Consider the following 16603-nt stretch of genomic DNA (forward strand, 5'->3'; position numbering starts at 1 on the left):
GCTCCAACGGGTAGGAAGGGCGGGGGTGAAGGCAGGCGGGCGGTGAGCTCAGGAGTGGGCGTAGAGCTTTCTGAGCTCGATCTTCCGGACCTTGCCCGTGAGCGTCTTGGGCAGCGTGCCGGTCAGTTCCAGGCGGTCCGGAAGGAACCGGTCGTCCTGGTCGGCCCGGCGGAGGTGGGCACGTATCTCCTCCAGCGTCGGGCGGGCACCGTCGACCGGGATGACGACCGCGAGGATCGGGTCGTCGAGCTGGCCGGTGGGTCCGACGACGGACGCCTCGACCACCTTCGGGTGGCGCGAGATGATCGCCTCCAGCTCCGCTATCGGGACGACGATCCCGTCGCGCAGGATCGTGTCCTTGGAGCGGCCCAGGATCCGGATGCCGCCGCGCCCGTCCTCGCGGGCCACGTCCCCGGTGTCGAACCAGCCGTCGTCGGTGAGATCGGCGTCGAACTGCTCCTGCTGCTTGAAGTAGCCCAGCGCCCGCGACGCGCCCCGCACCCGCAGCCGTCCCACCGAGGCCCGCCGGCTGGGGTCGTGGCACACGTCGATCCGGATCTCCATGGAGTCGATCGGCCGTCCGTGGCTGTGCGCGGCCCAGTCCTGGTTGTAGTCCAGGCGGCTGATGGTGACCGGGCCGAATTCGGACATGCCCCACACCGAGTAGGTGCGGGCGCCGAACGTCTCGCGCAGTTCGTCGACCAGCTCCATCAGCACCGGCGCGGCGCCGGTGACCGTGTGGCGCAGGCTGGAGACGTCGTGCGGGTCGGTGTTCTGGGCATGGGCGACGCCGGACAGCGTGGGCGGCGGCCCGTACAGCAGGGTGGCGCGGTACCGCTCGACCAGGTCGAGCAGGCCGGCGTGGTCGGGGCCGTCCTGGAAGGCGATGGTGCCTCCCAGCATCACTCCGGCGAGCACACCCTGGCCGAAGCCGGAGTAGTGCACCAGCGGGGTGGTGACCGCGACCACCAGGTCGTCGCGGAGCAGGAAGGTGTCGACGTACCCCCGCACACCCGAGTGGACGGTGTTCTGGCTGTGTACCACGCCCTTGGAGAACCCGGTCGTGCCGGAGGTGAAGAGCACCACGAACGGCTCGTCGGGGCGGAGCTGGCGGCCCTCCAGGTCGCCCATGAGCTGCTCCTCCCAGTGCTGGGAGACGAAGTGCTCATGGAAGTCGGCCGTGCCCTCGGGGCCCGGCCCGTCGACGACCACGACGTGCTCCAGGGGCAGTTCCCCTGACAGGTCGCAGATGGTCTCGGCGAGCGGGTAGCCCTCCCACTCCGGGAGCGTGACACACACCCTGGCCTCGGTGAGCGCCAGGCGGTGCCGCAGTTCCTCGGCCTGGCAGACGGGCGCGATGGGGCAGATGACCGCGCCGACCGCCATGCAGGCGAACATCAGCGGGACCATCTCCCAGCGGTTGGGCAGCTGCACGGCGACCACGTCACCGCGCCTGACGCCCAGCTCGAGCAGGCCTCCGGCGAACCGGTCGGCCAGCCGGGACAGCTCGGCGTAGTCCAGCGTGTCGGTGCGGGCCTCGTCCAGGCGGCGGCCCGCGATGGCGAGCTTGCGGGGCCGCCGGCGGGCCTGGGCGCGCAGGTCGTCGAGGAACGTCTCGTCGCGCCACCAGCCACGCCGCCGGTACTCCGCCATCCGGTCCGCGGCCGACGCGTTGGCCAGGAAGGCGGCGGTGGTCGACGTCATCGGGCGAGCTCCTCGCGGCGCGTCCCGAGGAGTTCCGGCAGCGGGTTGCCCGCCGTGGCACCGGCGATGTCGAGCAGGTCGCGGGTGTTCCGGCGGACCCGGTCGCCGACCCAGTCGAAGACCCATGCCCTGCGCGCCTCGGCCTCCAGCTCGAAGGGCACCACGCGGGTGACGGCCAGCGCGGCGGACGCGGCACCGCCGATGTTGGCGATGACGCCGGGCACGAGCGGGATCCCGGCGGCGGCCGCCTTGTCCCGGGCCTCGTCGGACGAGCTGATGTTGCCGCCCTCGACGACCAGGCCGGCGCGCAGGCGGTGGACGTTCTCCGCGTTGAGCGCGTACTTCTGGGCGGCGAGGATGAGCAGGTCTGCCTCGACGTCGAGCCAGGCGTCCGCGTCGGTGCGGACGGTGACGCCGGCGGGCAGCCGGGTACGGTCGATGGCGCCGAACTCGTCGGTGACGGCGATCAGATCGTCCACCGGGAGCCGGTCGGCGCTGAGGGTGCCGGCCACGTCGGCGACGGCGACCACCACGTGGCCCCGCGCCTCCAGATAGCGCCCGACCGCGCGGCCGACCGCGCCGAAGCCCTGGATGACGACCCGGGCGGGCCCGGTGCGCCCGCCGGCCTCCAGTGCGGTGACGGCGGCGACGCCGACGCCGTGGCCGGTGCAGTCGATCAGGGGCTCGTAGTACGTGCGCCAGTCGATCGGCATGTCGGGAGCGCCGGGGCGGAACCGCGGGTCGTACCCGGCCTCCTCGAAGAACACCGCCCGGTCGGCGGGGGTGACGCCCATGTCGATGCCGAGGTGGATGCCGCCGTGCAGCAGCGGCTTGACGGTGCGTCCGAAGGTGCGGAACGTCGTCGCGCGGTCGGAGCCGTCGGCGACGATGCCCGCCTTGGCACCGCCGATGCGCAGGCCGGCGAGGGTGAACTTGACGGTCATGTCACGGGCCAGACCGGCCACTTCCGCCTCGGTGACCCCTGGCGTCATCCGGGTGCCGCCCATGGCGAGGCCGTCGACGAGCGAGTCGACGACGACCCAGCCCTTGATGTCGCCGCCCGCGCCGTTCAGGTGAGTGGTCAGGGCGGGCTCGCGTGCTTCCCAGTCAGTCATGTGTCTTCCCCAATGGTGAGCAAGAAGGTGTGGGTGCGTGGAGCGGTACGGGGTGTGCTCAGCGGAACAGGTCGGTGAATCCGCGCAGGATCTCCCGGCCGTCGGACCGGAACTCCAGGTGCGCCTGGGCGCCCAGGATCCGGCCGTCGTCGGAGCTCAGGAACTCCACCGGGGCGTGCTCGGAGCGCCCGATGGCCCGGAAGCCGGGTGGGGCCTGCTGGAGGTAGAGGGTGTGCCGGTGGAAGACCGTCACCGTCGGCTTGACGTACGTGAACAGCGGTTCCTCCTTGTCGACCCGCACCTCGAAGCCGCCGACGCGCTGCGGCCCCTCGGCCAGGACGCCGCCCTGGGAGACGGCGAGGATCTGCATGCCGCCGCAGATGCCGAAGACGGGGACGCCGGAGCCGAGGACCAGGTCGACGAGCGGCTTGTAGTGCTCCTGGTCGTAGGCGCGGACCTTGGTGCCGCTGAGCACGATCGCCTGGTAGCGGCCGCCCAGGCCGGTGGGGAGGCCGGCCACCGTCACCGGGTCGGTGTCGGAGCCCAGCTCCTCCAGCCGGGCACGCAGTTGCTTGAGCGAGAGCGTCCCGTTGTTGACAACGAGCACGCGGGGTTTCGCCACGTCGGTCTCCTCGGGTTCACGTGATGGCGGTTCCGGCACGGCCGGCGAGCAGCTCGCTGACGGGGGCGCTTCCGATGACGACACGTCCGGCCCCGCCCTCGAGCGCCTCGCCCGCGGCGCGCAGCTTCTTGCGCATGCCGCCGGTGGCGCCCTTGTCGCGGAAGGCCGCCGCGGCGCCCGCGGTGATCTCGCGGACCGGCTCCCCGTCGATCAGCAGATGGGCGACGTCGGTGACCAGGACCAGGTCCCGGGCGCCGACGGCCCCGGCGACGGCGGCGGCCGCCCGGTCGCCGTCGGTGTTGACCTCGCGCCCCTGGGCGTCCCTGGCCAGTGGGGTGACCAGGTAGGCGTGGCCGGGCTGGAGGTTCTTCAGGGCGGAGGGGTCCACGCCGGTGATGGGGCCGACGAGGTTCTCCAGCTCGACGAGCTGTTTGTCCTTCCACCAGAAGCGCTCGCCGGGCCCGGCGGTGACCAGGCCGTCGCTTCCCAGGATCCGCTCGGCTGTGATGCCGCGCGCCTCCAGGCGGCCCAGGACGTCCTCGCCGAGCTCGGCGCTGACGGTCTTGATGTCGGCGATGACCTCGGGTGTGGTCCAGCGGCTCTGGTTGCCGTAGCGGTCGCGCAGGATCGCGGACGGCTCCCGGTAGCGGGGGCCGAGCTTTTTGAGCGGCCTGGACCAGCCGTGCACCAGGACCAGGGGCCGGGTCGCGCTGTGTCCGGCGAGGTCGTCCCACCAGCTGCCGGCCAGGTCCTCCAGGCAGCTGCCGCCGAGCTTGACGACGGTGGGGGCGGTTCTGAGGCCGTCGGTGGTCATGTCGGCATCACCGGCTGCATGGTCAGGCCCGTCTCCTCGGGCAGGCCGAAGCGCCGGTTGAGGGCCTGGACCGCCTGCCCGGAGGCTCCCTTGAGCAGGTTGTCCAGGGCGGACAGGACGACGATCCGGCCGCCCTCGGGGTCGTGCAGGACCGTCACGTCGCAGTAGTTGGAGCCGATGACGGCCTGCGGGTCGGGCACCGGGATCAGCGTCTCGGTGTGGCGCCGCACCCGCACGAACCGGTGGCCCCTGTAGAACCGCGTGTACGCGCGCTGCAGCTCGCGTTCGGTGACCTCCGCGTCGGTGAAGACGTACGCGCTGGTCATCAGGCCGCGCACGTGACCGACGCCGTAGGCGGACATGGACAGCGAGCCCACCTCACCGGGCTTGCTGCGCTCCAGGAAGTCGCTCACCTCCGCCGCGTGCCGGTGCCCGGTGGGCGCGTACGGGGCGATGGCGCCGCTGCGCAGCGGGTGCAGGTCCGGCACCCGCAGGTGCAGCCCGCCACCGCTGGAGCCGCTCTTGCCGTCCACGACGACGGTCTTCAGAGGCAGGCCGAGCCCCAGGGTGAGGGGCGCGAGTCCCAGCGTGAGCGCCGTGGCGTAGCAGCCGGGCACGGAGATCAGCGCGGCGTGCTCCAGGCTCTCGCCGATCAGTTCGGGCACCCCGTACACGAAGCGGTCGGCGAGTTCGGTGGTACGCGGCACCCCGGGGTACCAGCGCCGGTGGAGTTCCGGGGTCCGGATCCGGAACGCCCCGCTGAGGTCGATCACGCAGGCGACGCGGTCGGCGAGCTCGGCGGCCAGCCGGGCCGAGACCGCGGCGGGCGTGGACAGGAACACCACGTCGCAGGTCTCGGCGATGCGGTCGGCGTCCACCGCTTCGACGCTGAGCCCGAGGTCGAGGCGCAGCCCGGGGTGCAGCTGGGCGGGGCGGCGGCCCACGCTGGAGTTGCCGCCCAGGTAGGCGAGTTCGAGCTCCGGGTGCTGGAGCACGAGCCGGATGAGTTCACCGCCGGCGAGTCCGGAGGCTCCGACGATTCCCGCTCGGATCATTCGAGGGTCTCCTGTACGTGGCGGATGACGGCGGACGAGATGTCGGTGTCCGTGGTGGAGGCGACCCCGCGCCAGGCGGGCGCGTGGTTGACCTCGTTGACGAGGTGGCCCGAATCGGTGCGGAACAGGTCCACGCCGTAGATGCCGGGGCCGAGCCGGTCCACGACCGCGTCGACGACCTTGGCCACGTCCGGGTCGTGCGCCAGTGAGCGGCTCCGGTTGCCGAGTGCGGCGTTGCTGCGCCAGTCGGCGCCGGCGCTCTCGAACTCGGCCGCCGCGACGATCTCCCGTCCGACCACCAGGCAGCGCACGGAGCCGCCGCCGAGGTAGGGCTCGAGCAGGCAGGCCTGTTCGAAGGCGTGGCCCAGGTCCTCGACGTAGTCGTACACCGAGTGCGCGAGGTCGGCGTCGCGGACCAGGGTGACCCGTTTGCCCATGCCGCCGTAGACGGGCTTGAGCACGGCGGGGGTGCCGAGGTCGGCCAGCGCCCTGGCGTAGTCCTTGCGGGACAGCACGAGGCGGAAGTCCGTTACGGGGACACCCGCTGCCCGCAGGACCGCCCGCAGGACCAGCTTGTTCTCGCAGGCGTGGATGGCGGCGGCGGTGTTCAGGACGGGGGTGCCGTCCGCCTCGGCGAGGGTGGCGATGAGTCCGCCGCGGGTGTAGCTGCGGCTGCGCACCAGGACGGCGTCGTAGCCGGCGAGCGGGGAGGAGCCGGCGGATCCGAGGCTGAGGTCCTCGTCGTTGACCCAGTCGATGTGCAGACCGGCCGGCTGGGCCGCCCGCATCAGCTGGCGTTCCTCCCACCCGACCCGGTCCGCGACGACAGCGACCTTTCCGCCCATCTCACTGGCCCCAGTCGCGCAGGGTGACCTCGACCATCTCGAGGGTCAGCCTGCCGTCGGCTATGGCCTCCACACGCAGCGTCAGCATGCACTCGGGGCAGGACAGGGTCTCGCCGACGAGCATCGGCGGCAGGGTGAGGCCGGTCTCGCACTCCGGGCAGACGCCGGTCAGGGTGGCGGTGGTCATGGGTGGGCTCCTCTACGGGTACGGGGGGTGGCGGTGCGGCTCGTACGGGCGGTGCGGGGACGGCTCAGACGGACCGGAAATCGACCGCGGCCTTGCGGATCGCGTCACGGTCCAGCAGCGGCGCGCCCCCGGCTTCCTGCCGGGCCACGAGCCAGGGGGTGAAGGCGTCGACGTCGACGACGACTCCGGAGTCGTCGAGCGCCCAGCGCACCAGGGCGCCGGTGAGCCGGGTCCTGACCTTCAGCTCGCGTGTGTTCCCGACGAGTTCGGCGGGGAGCGTCTCGTAGGCCTCGGGGTGGAGCAGTTGGCCGGGCAGCTCGTACGCGAAGGCGTGCGGGGTGGTCGGTCCGGACTGGAAGGCCTCGCCCAGGCCCGCGCCGCGCAGGGCGATGCGGGAGAGCTCGGTCAGGTGGGTCAGGTCGAAGCGCCGGTCGTCGTGGATCACGCGCAGCGCGGTGAGCAGCTCGGCGAGCGGCGCGTTGCCGCCGCGCTCGCCTATGCCGCCGACGGTGGCGGAGATCCAGCGGGCGCCGGCGCGTACCGCGGCCAGGGAGTTGGCCACGGCCATGCCCAGCATGTTGTGCGAGTGGATCTCGATCTCGGAGCCGTCGATGACGGTGAGGTCGGAGATGACCTCTTCCATCCGCCACGGCGAGAGGTACGCCACGGTCTCGGCGAGCCGGAACCGGTCCGCGCCGGCCGCGAAGCCGGCCTCGACGTACGGGACCAGCCGTTCCCTGGGTGTGCGCGCACCGTCCTCGCCGCTGAACGTGACGTGGAAGCCGCGGTCCTTGGCCTGGGATATCGCCGACCGCGCCACCACGTGCAGGAACTTGGCGCTGGGCGAGTCCAGCTTGAGCCTGGCGTGCTGCTCCGAGGTGGGGATGGAGTACATGATGTGGCGCACGCCCAGACGTGCGGCCTCGTCGAGGGCGGTGGCCACCTGATGACGGTCGCGGACGACGACGAGCGTCATGCTGCGTTCGGGGCCGATCGCCTCGTGCGTGGCCTCGATCAGGGCGGCGTCCTTGGAGCCGGGGCCCGAGACCATGCCGACCTCGACGAGGTCGATGCCGGTCCTGACGAGAAGGCGGGCGATCTCGGCCGCGTCGCGGGGGGTGAATTCGACGCCCGCCATGTGCGCGGAGTCGCGCAGGGTCGCGTCGGACAGATGGGGTGGTTCGGGAAGTCTTGCGTCTGCGGGGGTGACTGTCATGGCGCGTTCCTCTCTTTCAGGCTGTTCGGAACGGTGTTGTTGCGGACCGTCCCTGGCGTGATGCTGAATCGGCGGCCACCGGAAACCGTGCGGACGATCTCTCCGGAGCGGCACGCCGTGGAGCGCTGAGAAAATGATGCAAGGGTGCGGTGGGCTGGGGCAATGCACGTCGTGTCAAGTCGCGCCAAGGAACGTCAGGTCAGGTCGGCACCTCTCGAACCTGGTTGACGCAGCGTCGAGTTGAGTGAAACTTCGCGCATTCGTCCGATAATTCGGCGCCCGGGCCGGAGAAGCCCGCCGGCACCCGACTATGGTGACCGCATTCCCGGACCGCCCGTTCTCATGACGCGTAGGCATGGAATTCGTCGCCGACCGGGAATGCCACGTACGTGAATTCAAGGACGTCCTTTTCGAAACCCGTGCACGCCGGGGCCGGAAAGGCCCCGTGAACGAGGGGAGATCCAATGGTTCTCGCACAGCCCGGCCTCCGTACGGACCCGGAGGCGGCCACCGGCCCCGGCGCCGGTCCGCTCGAACGCTCCCGGGAGCTGGCCGGCCGGCTCGCCTGGCCGACCACGGCCGAACGCGACCGTGACCGGACCTGGGACCCCGCACTGTTCACCGCACTGGCACGAGCGGAACCCGGCCCGTCCCTGGCCGGCCCCCTGGTGCCCGCGCCCCTGGGCGGCGGCGGCAGCACCGCGGCCGAGGCACTGGCCCTGCTCGAAGGGCTCGCCGAGGGCTCCCGCGATCCCGGGCTGGCCCTGGCCGTGGCCGTCCACGCGGTGCTGGCCACCGTCCCCCTGCGCGCCCACGGCACGCCGCGCCAGCGCGAGCGCTACCTGCCGCGCATGGCCTCCGGCGAGTGGTTCGGCGCGCTGTCGCTGCGCCAGACGCACGGCGGCGCCGTCGCCCCCGCCGTCACCGCGCGCCCCGCACCCACCGGGCGGGGCGGCTGGCTGCTGACCGGCCGCCTGGACCTGGTGGCCGGCGCGCCCGTCGCCCACCATTTCCTGGTGGTCGCCGCACACCAGGGCGGCGGCCGCACCGCCTTCCTGGTGGACAGGGCCACGCCGGGCCTGCTGGTCGCCGAGGGCGGTCCGGCGGCCATGCACACCTGCCCGTGGGGACAGCTCCTGCTCGACGGCGCCCCCGTGGACGACGGGGCGGTCCTGGGCACGGTCGAGGGCGCCGCGACCGAGGTGGAACCACTGCTCGCGGTTCTGGACTGGGTCTACTGCGGCGCACCCTGGCTCGGCCTCATGCGCGCCCTTGCCCGGGACGCCCTGGAGGCCGCGCGCGGCCGGGAGCTGTTCGGCCGTCCGCTCACCCACGACCAGGCCACCCGTTTCACGCTCGCCGACCTCGCCACCCGGGTCGAACTCGCCGAGGGCCTGTTACGCCGGACCGCCTCCCGGCTCGACGACGGCGGCGCCCTCCCGCTCCAGGAGGCGGCCGCGGCACGGCTGTTCGTCGCCGACGCGGCGGACCGGGTCACCCGGGCGGCGGCCGGCCTGGCCGGTCCGCTCGCCGGGACCGGTGACGGTCTCGCCGAGCGGGCGCACCGCGACGCGCTGTTCCTGTCACGCACCGGCGGCGGCGCGCAGGTGCTGCGCCCGGTCGTCGCTGCCTCCATGCTCGGACTCGGCTGAAGGTGAGGACCATGAACGACCGACCCCGCTCCCCGGAGAGCACACCGGCCTTCCCGGGCATCGCGTCCCGGGCCGCGGCCACCGACGCCGAGGGCCGGATACCGGCCGCGAACTGGGACGAACTGGTCGACAGCGGCTATCTGCGACTGTTCCATCCGGTGGAGGCAGGTGGCTCCGACGCCGGCGCCGACGCGCAGTTCGACGCCATGGAGGCCCTGGCCAGGGCCTGTTCCGGCACGTACTGGTCCGCGACGGTGTCCGCACTGCTGTGCGGCAGTCTCATCGCCACGTACGGAAGCCTCCGCGATCACGAGCGGCTGCTGCGCCCGCTGCTGTCCGGCGAGCGGACGGCGTGCTTCGGCATCGTCGAGCCGACCGCCGGCAGTGACGCGAGCACGTACCGCACCACGGTCCGCCCGTCGGGCCGGCCCGGCGGCGGGTACGTCATCCGGGGCGAGAAGTCCCGTATCACCAACGCCCCGACGGCGGACCTGTCCGTGACCCTGGCCCGCCGGGACAAGGGTCCCGGGGACGACGGCCCCGACTGGTGCCTGGCCTTCGTGAACCTGCGCCAGCCGGGGGTGCAGCGCTACGAGACCCCGCACATGGGCCTGCGCGCGATGCCGTGGGGCGGGCTCGTCCTCTCGGACGCGTACGTTCCCGAGGCGGACGTCGTCCCGGTCCCGTTCCAGGCGCTGTCGGACGGCATGACGTGGGGCTGGCTGCTGGTCTCGATCGCGGCGATCGCGACCGCCGAGGCGGCCCTGACCGCTTCGGTGCGCCACGCCCAGGCGCGGGTTTCCTTCGGACGCGCACTGGCGCACATGGAAGGAGTGCAGGCTCAGCTCGCGGACTCACGCGCACAGTTGGACGCCGCCCGGGTACTCGCGCGCCGGGCCCTGCGTGAGCGCGCCGCGGGCAGCCCGGCGCGGCAGCTGATCGGCATGCTGAAGGTGTACGCCACCGAGCTCGCCGTCGAGATCACCCAGCGGGCGGTGCAGATCCACGGCGCGTTCGGCGTGACCCAGGGCCACGAGGTGGAGCGCCACTACCGGGACGCCCAGATGAACGTCATCGGCGCCTTCGCCTCCAACCGCCTGCGCGAGCAGCTGGCCGAGGGCCTGGGGCTGGGCCCGGCGGTCTACCAGCCGTTCGACTGGCTGGCCCCGACGGGGCTGCGCCACCACCCGGTGGGCCTGGACGGCGGGACGCGCGCGGTGCCCACGGTGGCGTGACGGAGAGCTGAGGGAGCCCCGCGCCGGGAGGCGGCCTCCCGGCGCGGGGCCGCGGCCCGGTCCGCGCCCGTGGGAACGGGCGGCGGGCCGGGCTCCCGCCGGTGGACGGCGGGGAGCGGCCCACGGGCGCCCCCCGGGGTCACGCGTGGGGGTGCCAGTCGCCCAGCCAGCCGGCCGCGGTGTGCGCGCGGGCCTCGGACCTGGTCAGCTGCGGACGGTTGGCGGGCACGGTGACCCGCGCGCCGGGACCGCTGTTGCGGTACTCGGCGAAGCGCTGCTCCTGCCAGGGGAAGCCCGAGGACATGGTGCCGTACGGCGTGACCGCGTCGATGCCGGCGCCGAGGTGGCTGTCCCTGACGGTCAGCATCGGGTGGGCGGTGAGGTCCGAGGACGGCACCCAGGGGCGGGCCAGCTTGTAGTACGCGTCGGGGGCGGTGCTGCTGATCCGGGAGCGCAGGACGAGGTAGCCGTGCGGGTTGGCCCCGGCGGTGCTGGGCGCGAAGACGAAGCCGTACGGCGCCGAGGCCAGGTCGGTGCGCGTCAGGGCGCGGAAGTGGCAGCGGTCGTAGACGGCCGTGGCGCGGCCGAAGACGAAGTCGACGTCCCCCTCCACGTAGCAGTCGCGGTAGTACTGGCGGGCGAAGGCGGTGAGGGCGGGGGTGTCGGCGTACAGGGTGTCCTGGTGCCCGAGGAAGCGGCAGCCGTAGAACGCCGAACGGTCGCCCTGCACCTTGATGGCGACGGCCTGGGTGCCGGTGTACCCGGGGTTGTCGGAGCGCAGCCAGCCGTTGGCGAAGGTCACGTCGTGGGCGGTGAACCCGGCGGCCTGGACGGTGACGGTGGCCGAGCCGCTCGTGCCGTAGGTGCCGGAGCCGTCGGGCTTCGGTGTGCCGGCCGCGTTGTCGTACACGATGACCGTGTCGCGGGGGTCACCGCTCGCGCCGATCAGCGTGAGCTCCGTCCGGGCGGCGGTGACGAGGACCGTGCCCCGGTAGGTGCCGGGGGCGAGCACCAGGGTGTGCCCGGCGCCGGATACGGCGTCGACCGCGGACTGTACGTCGGTGTGGTCGCCCCTGCCGTGCGGGTCGACGTACAGCGTCAGGGCGTCGAGCCGCCGGGCCGGCGAACCGTGGCGCCCGAACGGCCGGGAGCGGGCGGGGCGGGCCTGGGCGGCGGGTGTGCCGAGGGCGAGGGCGGCGCCCGCACCCGCGAGGAGGGTCAGCGCGCTGCGTCTGCTGGGCATGGCGGTACTCCTTGCGAAGAGAGGCAGGCCGGAGCGGCGCCTTCCGGGGTGGTGGAAGGGTGCGGTGCCGCTCCGGCCGGTTCGGGGTGGGTCAGCGGACCGACGGCTTGCCGGCGCCCGCGCCCAGGCCCACCAGCAGCGGGACGGCCAGCGGGTGGTTGATCTTCGTACGCAGTTCCGGGGTCCAGCCGGCGCCTTCGGTGAGCTGCTCGGCGGGCACGCCCGCGTTGTGCACGGCGACGAGGTCCGTCTTCCGCCCGTTGACGTAGTTGTTCTCCGCCGTGAGGGAGGACTCGGACCACTTCTTGAGGATGGTGGCCTTGTCGAAGCCCTTGGGCACGGTGAAGGCGTTGTGCTCGGCGACGAGCTTGGACTCGGCGCCGATGCCGTACGTGTAGCCGTAGGCGGCGCCCTTGGTCGCCACGAAGTGGTTGTTGTACGAGTCGACCTGGCCGAAGCGGACGCGGGGCGCCCGCTCCTTCACGTCCTTGAAGAGGTTGTGGTGCAGCGTGACGCGGAGCTTGCCGCGGTCGCTCGCGCCGGCGCCGTCGCTGTTGCCGATGAGCATGGTCTTGTCGTGGTCCTTGAGGACGTTCCACGACACGGTGACCAGGTCGGCTCCGCGCACGATGTCGAAGAGGCCGTCGTGCTGCTGGTAGACCTGCCCGAAGTAGTGGGGCTGGGCGGCGTCGGGGCGGTCGCCGTCGCTGAAGGTGTTGTGGTCGACCCAGACGTGGCGGGACCCGTGGACGACCAGGTTGTCGTACTCGGAGTTCCAGGCGCCGGTGTCACCGTCGGTGGGGTCCCACTGGGGGAAGCAGTCGTAGGTGTCCTCGAAGGAGATGTTGCGGATGATGACGTTCGAGACGTTCCTCACCTGGAGGCTGGCTCCGATGATCGTGGCGTCCCTGCCGGCACCGACGAGCGTGGTGTTGGACGGGACGTTCACGTTGACGGCGGCGGCCTGCAGCTTCGCGGACGCGGCGCGGGCGTCCTCCAGCGGTCCGGAGGGGACCTCCTCGGTGCCCCAGACGGCCGGGTCGTAGGCCGCGAGGTACTTCTCCAGGGTGTAGCCGTCCTGCTGGTAGGCCTCGCAGCCGATCGGGGTGCCTGCGGCGTCGGAGTTGCCGTGGACGGTGCCGGCGATCCTGACGATCTTCGGCGCGTCCCCTGCGTCCTCGAAGGCCGCGATGAGCTCGGCCCTGTTGGTCACGGTGTAGACGTGGTCGGGGGTGGCCCCGGCTCCGCCCGTCGTGGAGCCCTCGGCGGCGGCCCAGCCGTCGCCCGCCGGGAGTACGGAGCGCTCGATGCCTTTGCCGTGGTGCCTGGGGGCTGCCTGGGCGGGCAGGCTCACTGCGAGCGCCAGGGAGGCGCAACCCGTCACCACGGCGGTGGCGCGGACATGTCTCATGCGTGCGGGCATGGCGAATCCTTAGGTGTCGTACGCGAAGGAGTGCGGTGGTCGGCGCGAGGACGCGCGGAGGGAGCGGTGACTCGGGGATCAGGCCTGCGGCCAGGTGATCCACGTACCGGGCACCGGCTCGTCGAGGCGGCGCAGGTCGCGCGGGCTGAGCACGCGCGCGTCCCGCAGGGCGCGTGCGGTGGTCCTGGCCACGTCGACGGCGCCGTCGGGCCGGAAGTGGGTGTTGTCCTGCTTGCCGTCGGGATGGTTCGGCGACTCGCCGGGCTCCAGCCAGTTGAAGTACGCCCGGGTCCCGTCGGGTCCGAGTTCCTGCCAGCGGGCGAGGGAGAGCGCCTGCATGTCGAGCAGGGCCACGTCCTCCTCGGCCGCCAGGGCGCGCATCGCGGCGGGGTACTCCCCGTGGGTGGGCTTCGCCGTGCCGTCCTCGGCGAAGCGGCGGCGCTCCACCGGAGTGATCAGCACGGGTTCCGCCCGCCGGGCGCGGGCGCCCTTGACGTACTGGCGCAGGTACTCCTGGTACGTGGTGTAGGGGTCGGTGCCGCGGGCGGGGTCCTCGGTCTTCTCGTCGTTGTGCCCGAACTGGATGAGCACGAGGTCGCCCGGGCGGACGCCGTCCAGGAGGGCGGCGAGGCGGCCCTCGTCGATGAAGCTCTTCGAACTCCGGCCGTTCATCGCGTGGTTGGCGACGTCGAGGGCACGGCCGAGGAAGAAGGGAAGGGCCATGCCCCAGCCGGTCTCGGGCGCCGCGTCGGCGTACTTCCGGGCCGCCGTCGAGTCGCCCGCGATGTGCAGGGTCCGGGGCCGGGGCCTGCCCCGGCCGCCGCCGTGCGCGAGTGCGGGTGTGGCGCTGAGGGCGAGGGGCAGCGCGAGGAGCGCGGCTGCTGTCCGTCTGCGGGTGAGTGACACGGGATGACTGCCTCTCGGAGGACAAACGTGAGGTGCTGCTCGGGGAGGGGGACCGGCGGCGGGGTGCGACCCGGACCGCCGCCGGCCCCCCGGTCACCGGGGGTGCCGGCCGTGACGGACGGCCGGGTCAGCCGTTGCCCAGTTCCTTCCACTCCTTCTGGGCGGCGTTCAGCTCATCGGCCATCTTGTCCAGGAAGGCCTTGGCCGTGACCTTGCCGAGGAGCAGCTTCTGGAACTCGGGCTCGTTGTCGGCCTTGCTGATGTTGTTCCAGTCGGGCAGGTAGTAGGGCAGGTCGACGATCTTGGTGGAGCCGTCGGTGAGGGCCTTCGCGGCGAGCGAGGTCGGCTCCGACTCGTTGATCCAGGGGTCCTTGGCCGCGTCGGTGTTGGCCGGGATGGCGCCCGCGGACTCGTTCCACTTGCTGTTGGACTCGTGCGACGCCGCGAACTCGATGAACTTCCAGGCCGCGTTCTTGTTCTTGCTGGACCGGAAGAGGCCGAGACCGTCGACGGGGTTCGAGACCTGGACGCGCGTGCCGCCGTCCCCGATGGGGGCGGGTATCCCGGCGAACTTGTCCTCGCCCAGCGCCTTCAGGTGGTCCTGGTAGGAGCCGAGGTTGTGGCTCAGCATCCCGATGGTGCCGGTGTCCCACTGGGCGACCATCTTGGTGAAGTCGTTGTTGACGTCGGCTGCCGGCGTCGTCTTCTTGAAGAGGGCGGCGTACTTCTCCAGTGCCGCGACGTTCTTCGGGTCGTTCAGGGTCGTCTTCTCGCCGTCCCAGAAGTCCGTGATGCCGCTCTGGCCGTAGACCGCGTCGAGGGCCTGCGCGATGGAGCCGGCGCCGCCGCGGATGGTGTAGCCGAACTTGTTGTTCTTCGCGTCGGTGAGCTCGTCGGCGGACTTGTAGAAGTCGGCCCAGGTGGTGGGCGCCTTCAGACCGGCCTGCTGGAACAGGTCGGTGCGGTACCAGAGCACACCGCTGTTGGCGGAGGTCGGCACGGTGTACATGTCGTCGCCGCGGCCGGCCGCGGATCTGACGCTCTGGACCATGCTCTCGACGAGCTTGCCCTTCAGGGGCGACTTCTCCAGCCGGTCGCTGATCGGCTCCAGGGCTTCCTGCGAGACGATGTTGGCCAGGTACGCGGTGCCGACGCCGCCCACGTCCGGGAGCCCGCCACCGGCGATGGCCGTGTCGTACTTGGACTGGACGTCGGCGATCGGGATCGGGACGTACTTGACCTTGATGTCCGGGTTCTTCTTCTCGAAGTCCTTGATGATCTCGGTCCAGATCGCGGTGCGCGGACCACCGTTGTTGTCCCAGAAGGTGATCTCGCCCTTCCCGCTGCCCTCCGTGCCGGCGTCGCTGCCGTCGTCACCACAGGCGGTGGCCCCGAGGGCCAGGACCGCGGTGAGGGACACCGCGGTCGCGGCACGCCCCCGGAGCGTCTTCGAGATGTTCATGTCGGCTCTTCTCTCTCGGATCTTTACGCGTACGTGGGGGGAGGTCAGTGGTGTGTGCGGTGCGGCGCGGCGCCGATGTACTTCTGCGGACCCGCCTGCCGGGTCACGCGCTCGGGTACGTCGGCCGCGCGGTCCAGCGTGTACGGGTAGAAGTCACGCGGTTCGAACGCGGCACCCCAGGCGTCGGTGCGGCCCGTGGTGTTCTCCAGGATCGATCCGCGCTGCACCAGTTCGGCCGTGGCGTCGGCCTGGTACGGATGCTGGACGTCCCGGTAGTAGCTGTTCTCGATGACCATCCTGGTGGCGCCGCGCGCCCAGTTCCCGTACGTCCACAACGGGTCCCCGTCGGCCACCTGGGCGGAGAGGTAGTTGTTGTAGAGGTGGGCGTAGGCGCAGTTGTCGGCGGACGGGTTGCGCTGCTTCGTGCCGCTGAACCAGTTGTGGTCGATCGTGATCTGGGTGGTGACGTTCTCGGTCCAGCCGATGCCGAGCGCCTTGTTGTGGCTGTCGAAGTGGTTGTACGACACGGTGATGTACTGGCTGTCCTTGCGGATGTCGAGCAGTCCGTCACCCATGCGCGTCAGCCGGTTGTGGTCGATCCAGACGTGGTCGGCCGAGTCCATCTGGATCGCGTCGAAGTCGGTGGTCTTCCCGTCCCAGTCACCCTCCACGTAGGAGTCGCGGATCGTGAGGTTGCGGATGATGACGTTGCTGGTGCCGGGGTTCAGGTGGAGTTCGCCGTGGACGATCTCACCGGTGTCGCCGGCCCCGACGATGGTCTTGTCCGACGCCACCTCGATGTCGGCGCCGAAGGGCTCGACGGCGATGGAGCCGGCCACCCGGATGACGTAGGGCTCCTCCGCACCGGCGTACTTCTCCAGGCCCGCCTGGTCGGTGACGGTGACCACCTCGCCGCCCCGGCCCCCGGTGGTGCCGCCCGCCAGCGAGGCGAAGCCGTGCGGGGTGCCGGAGGCGCCTCCGCCGTGGTGCGCGGCGGACTGCGCCCCTGGGGCCGCCGCCGCCCCGCCCGGGGCGGCGGGCAGGAGGAAGGCGGTGGCGAGGGCGAACGCGGTGAACAGCGTTCTCGCTCTGGTGCGCTCGGTACGGAGGTGCGTCATTGCGGC

The 16603-nt window shown here is 72.0% G+C and carries 14 protein-coding genes and 1 pseudogene; 2 read left to right on the plus strand and 13 right to left on the minus strand.

Annotation, left to right across the window (positions count from 1 at the left end; translation table 11 throughout):
• Positions 1-48 precede the first annotated feature (48 nt).
• From ACHFIV_RS22260 to ACHFIV_RS22295, 8 genes are all read right to left on the minus strand, one after another.
• On the minus strand, positions 49-1704 hold the full coding sequence (locus tag ACHFIV_RS22260; RefSeq protein ID WP_398971809.1) for an AMP-binding protein: 1656 nt from the start codon (positions 1702-1704) through the stop codon (positions 49-51).
• Complete coding sequence (locus ACHFIV_RS22265; RefSeq protein ID WP_398971812.1) at positions 1701-2819, minus strand: Glu/Leu/Phe/Val dehydrogenase dimerization domain-containing protein; 1119 nt, start codon at positions 2817-2819, stop codon at positions 1701-1703. Before ACHFIV_RS22265 ends, ACHFIV_RS22260 begins: the two co-directional genes overlap by 4 nt.
• Before the next feature lie 58 nt (positions 2820-2877).
• Positions 2878-3441: a type 1 glutamine amidotransferase gene (locus ACHFIV_RS22270; RefSeq protein WP_398971815.1), complete on the minus strand. Its 564-nt coding sequence runs from the start codon at positions 3439-3441 to the stop codon at positions 2878-2880.
• A gap of 16 nt (positions 3442-3457) precedes the next feature.
• Positions 3458-4255, minus strand: coding sequence for an amino acid kinase family protein (locus ACHFIV_RS22275; RefSeq protein ID WP_398971818.1), 798 nt, complete (start codon positions 4253-4255; stop codon positions 3458-3460).
• Positions 4252-5310: an N-acetyl-gamma-glutamyl-phosphate reductase gene (gene argC, locus ACHFIV_RS22280; RefSeq protein WP_398971821.1), complete on the minus strand. Its 1059-nt coding sequence runs from the start codon at positions 5308-5310 to the stop codon at positions 4252-4254. The genes ACHFIV_RS22275 and argC overlap by 4 nt, the downstream gene beginning before the upstream one ends.
• Positions 5307-6155: a RimK family alpha-L-glutamate ligase gene (locus tag ACHFIV_RS22285; RefSeq protein ID WP_398971825.1), complete on the minus strand. Its 849-nt coding sequence runs from the start codon at positions 6153-6155 to the stop codon at positions 5307-5309. The genes argC and ACHFIV_RS22285 overlap by 4 nt, the downstream gene beginning before the upstream one ends.
• Before the next feature lies 1 nt (position 6156).
• Positions 6157-6342 (minus strand): lysine biosynthesis protein LysW, encoded by a 186-nt coding sequence (locus tag ACHFIV_RS22290; protein WP_398971828.1) that lies wholly within the window; start codon positions 6340-6342, stop codon positions 6157-6159.
• A 64-nt stretch (positions 6343-6406) separates the two neighbouring features.
• Positions 6407-7558, minus strand: coding sequence for an isopropylmalate synthase (locus ACHFIV_RS22295; RefSeq protein ID WP_398971830.1), 1152 nt, complete (start codon positions 7556-7558; stop codon positions 6407-6409).
• Between the two features lie 464 nt (positions 7559-8022).
• Between ACHFIV_RS22295 and ACHFIV_RS22300 the strand changes: the two genes are divergently transcribed.
• Positions 8023-9210, plus strand: a complete 1188-nt coding sequence (locus ACHFIV_RS22300) for an acyl-CoA dehydrogenase family protein (protein ID WP_398971833.1) — start codon at positions 8023-8025, stop codon at positions 9208-9210.
• Between the two features lie 11 nt (positions 9211-9221).
• Entirely contained in the window at positions 9222-10445 is a 1224-nt protein-coding gene (locus ACHFIV_RS22305) for an acyl-CoA dehydrogenase family protein (RefSeq protein WP_398971836.1), read from the plus strand.
• Between the two features lie 139 nt (positions 10446-10584).
• Here ACHFIV_RS22305 and ACHFIV_RS22310 read toward each other — a convergent pair whose 3' ends face one another.
• From ACHFIV_RS22310 to ACHFIV_RS22330, 5 genes and pseudogenes are all read right to left on the minus strand, one after another.
• Entirely contained in the window at positions 10585-11688 is a 1104-nt protein-coding gene (locus ACHFIV_RS22310; protein ID WP_398971839.1) for a pectinesterase family protein, read from the minus strand.
• 91 nt (positions 11689-11779) lie between these two features.
• Positions 11780-13111 (minus strand): polysaccharide lyase family 1 protein, encoded by a 1332-nt coding sequence (locus ACHFIV_RS22315; protein WP_398971842.1) that lies wholly within the window; start codon positions 13109-13111, stop codon positions 11780-11782.
• A 78-nt stretch (positions 13112-13189) separates the two neighbouring features.
• The gene (locus ACHFIV_RS22320) at positions 13190-14017 is read right to left on the minus strand and encodes a rhamnogalacturonan acetylesterase (protein WP_398971845.1); all 828 of its coding nucleotides are present in this window, start codon (positions 14015-14017) and stop codon (positions 13190-13192) included.
• Between the two features lie 127 nt (positions 14018-14144).
• Positions 14145-15479, minus strand: a complete 1335-nt coding sequence (locus ACHFIV_RS22325; protein WP_398971848.1) for an ABC transporter substrate-binding protein — start codon at positions 15477-15479, stop codon at positions 14145-14147.
• A 71-nt stretch (positions 15480-15550) separates the two neighbouring features.
• A pseudogene (locus tag ACHFIV_RS22330) lies at positions 15551-16597 on the minus strand (pectate lyase family protein); the annotation flags it as partial.
• Positions 16598-16603 lie beyond the last annotated feature (6 nt).

The sequence above is a fragment of the Streptomyces sp. ALB3 genome, assembly GCF_044385685.1.
Taxonomy (GTDB): domain Bacteria; phylum Actinomycetota; class Actinomycetes; order Streptomycetales; family Streptomycetaceae; genus Streptomyces.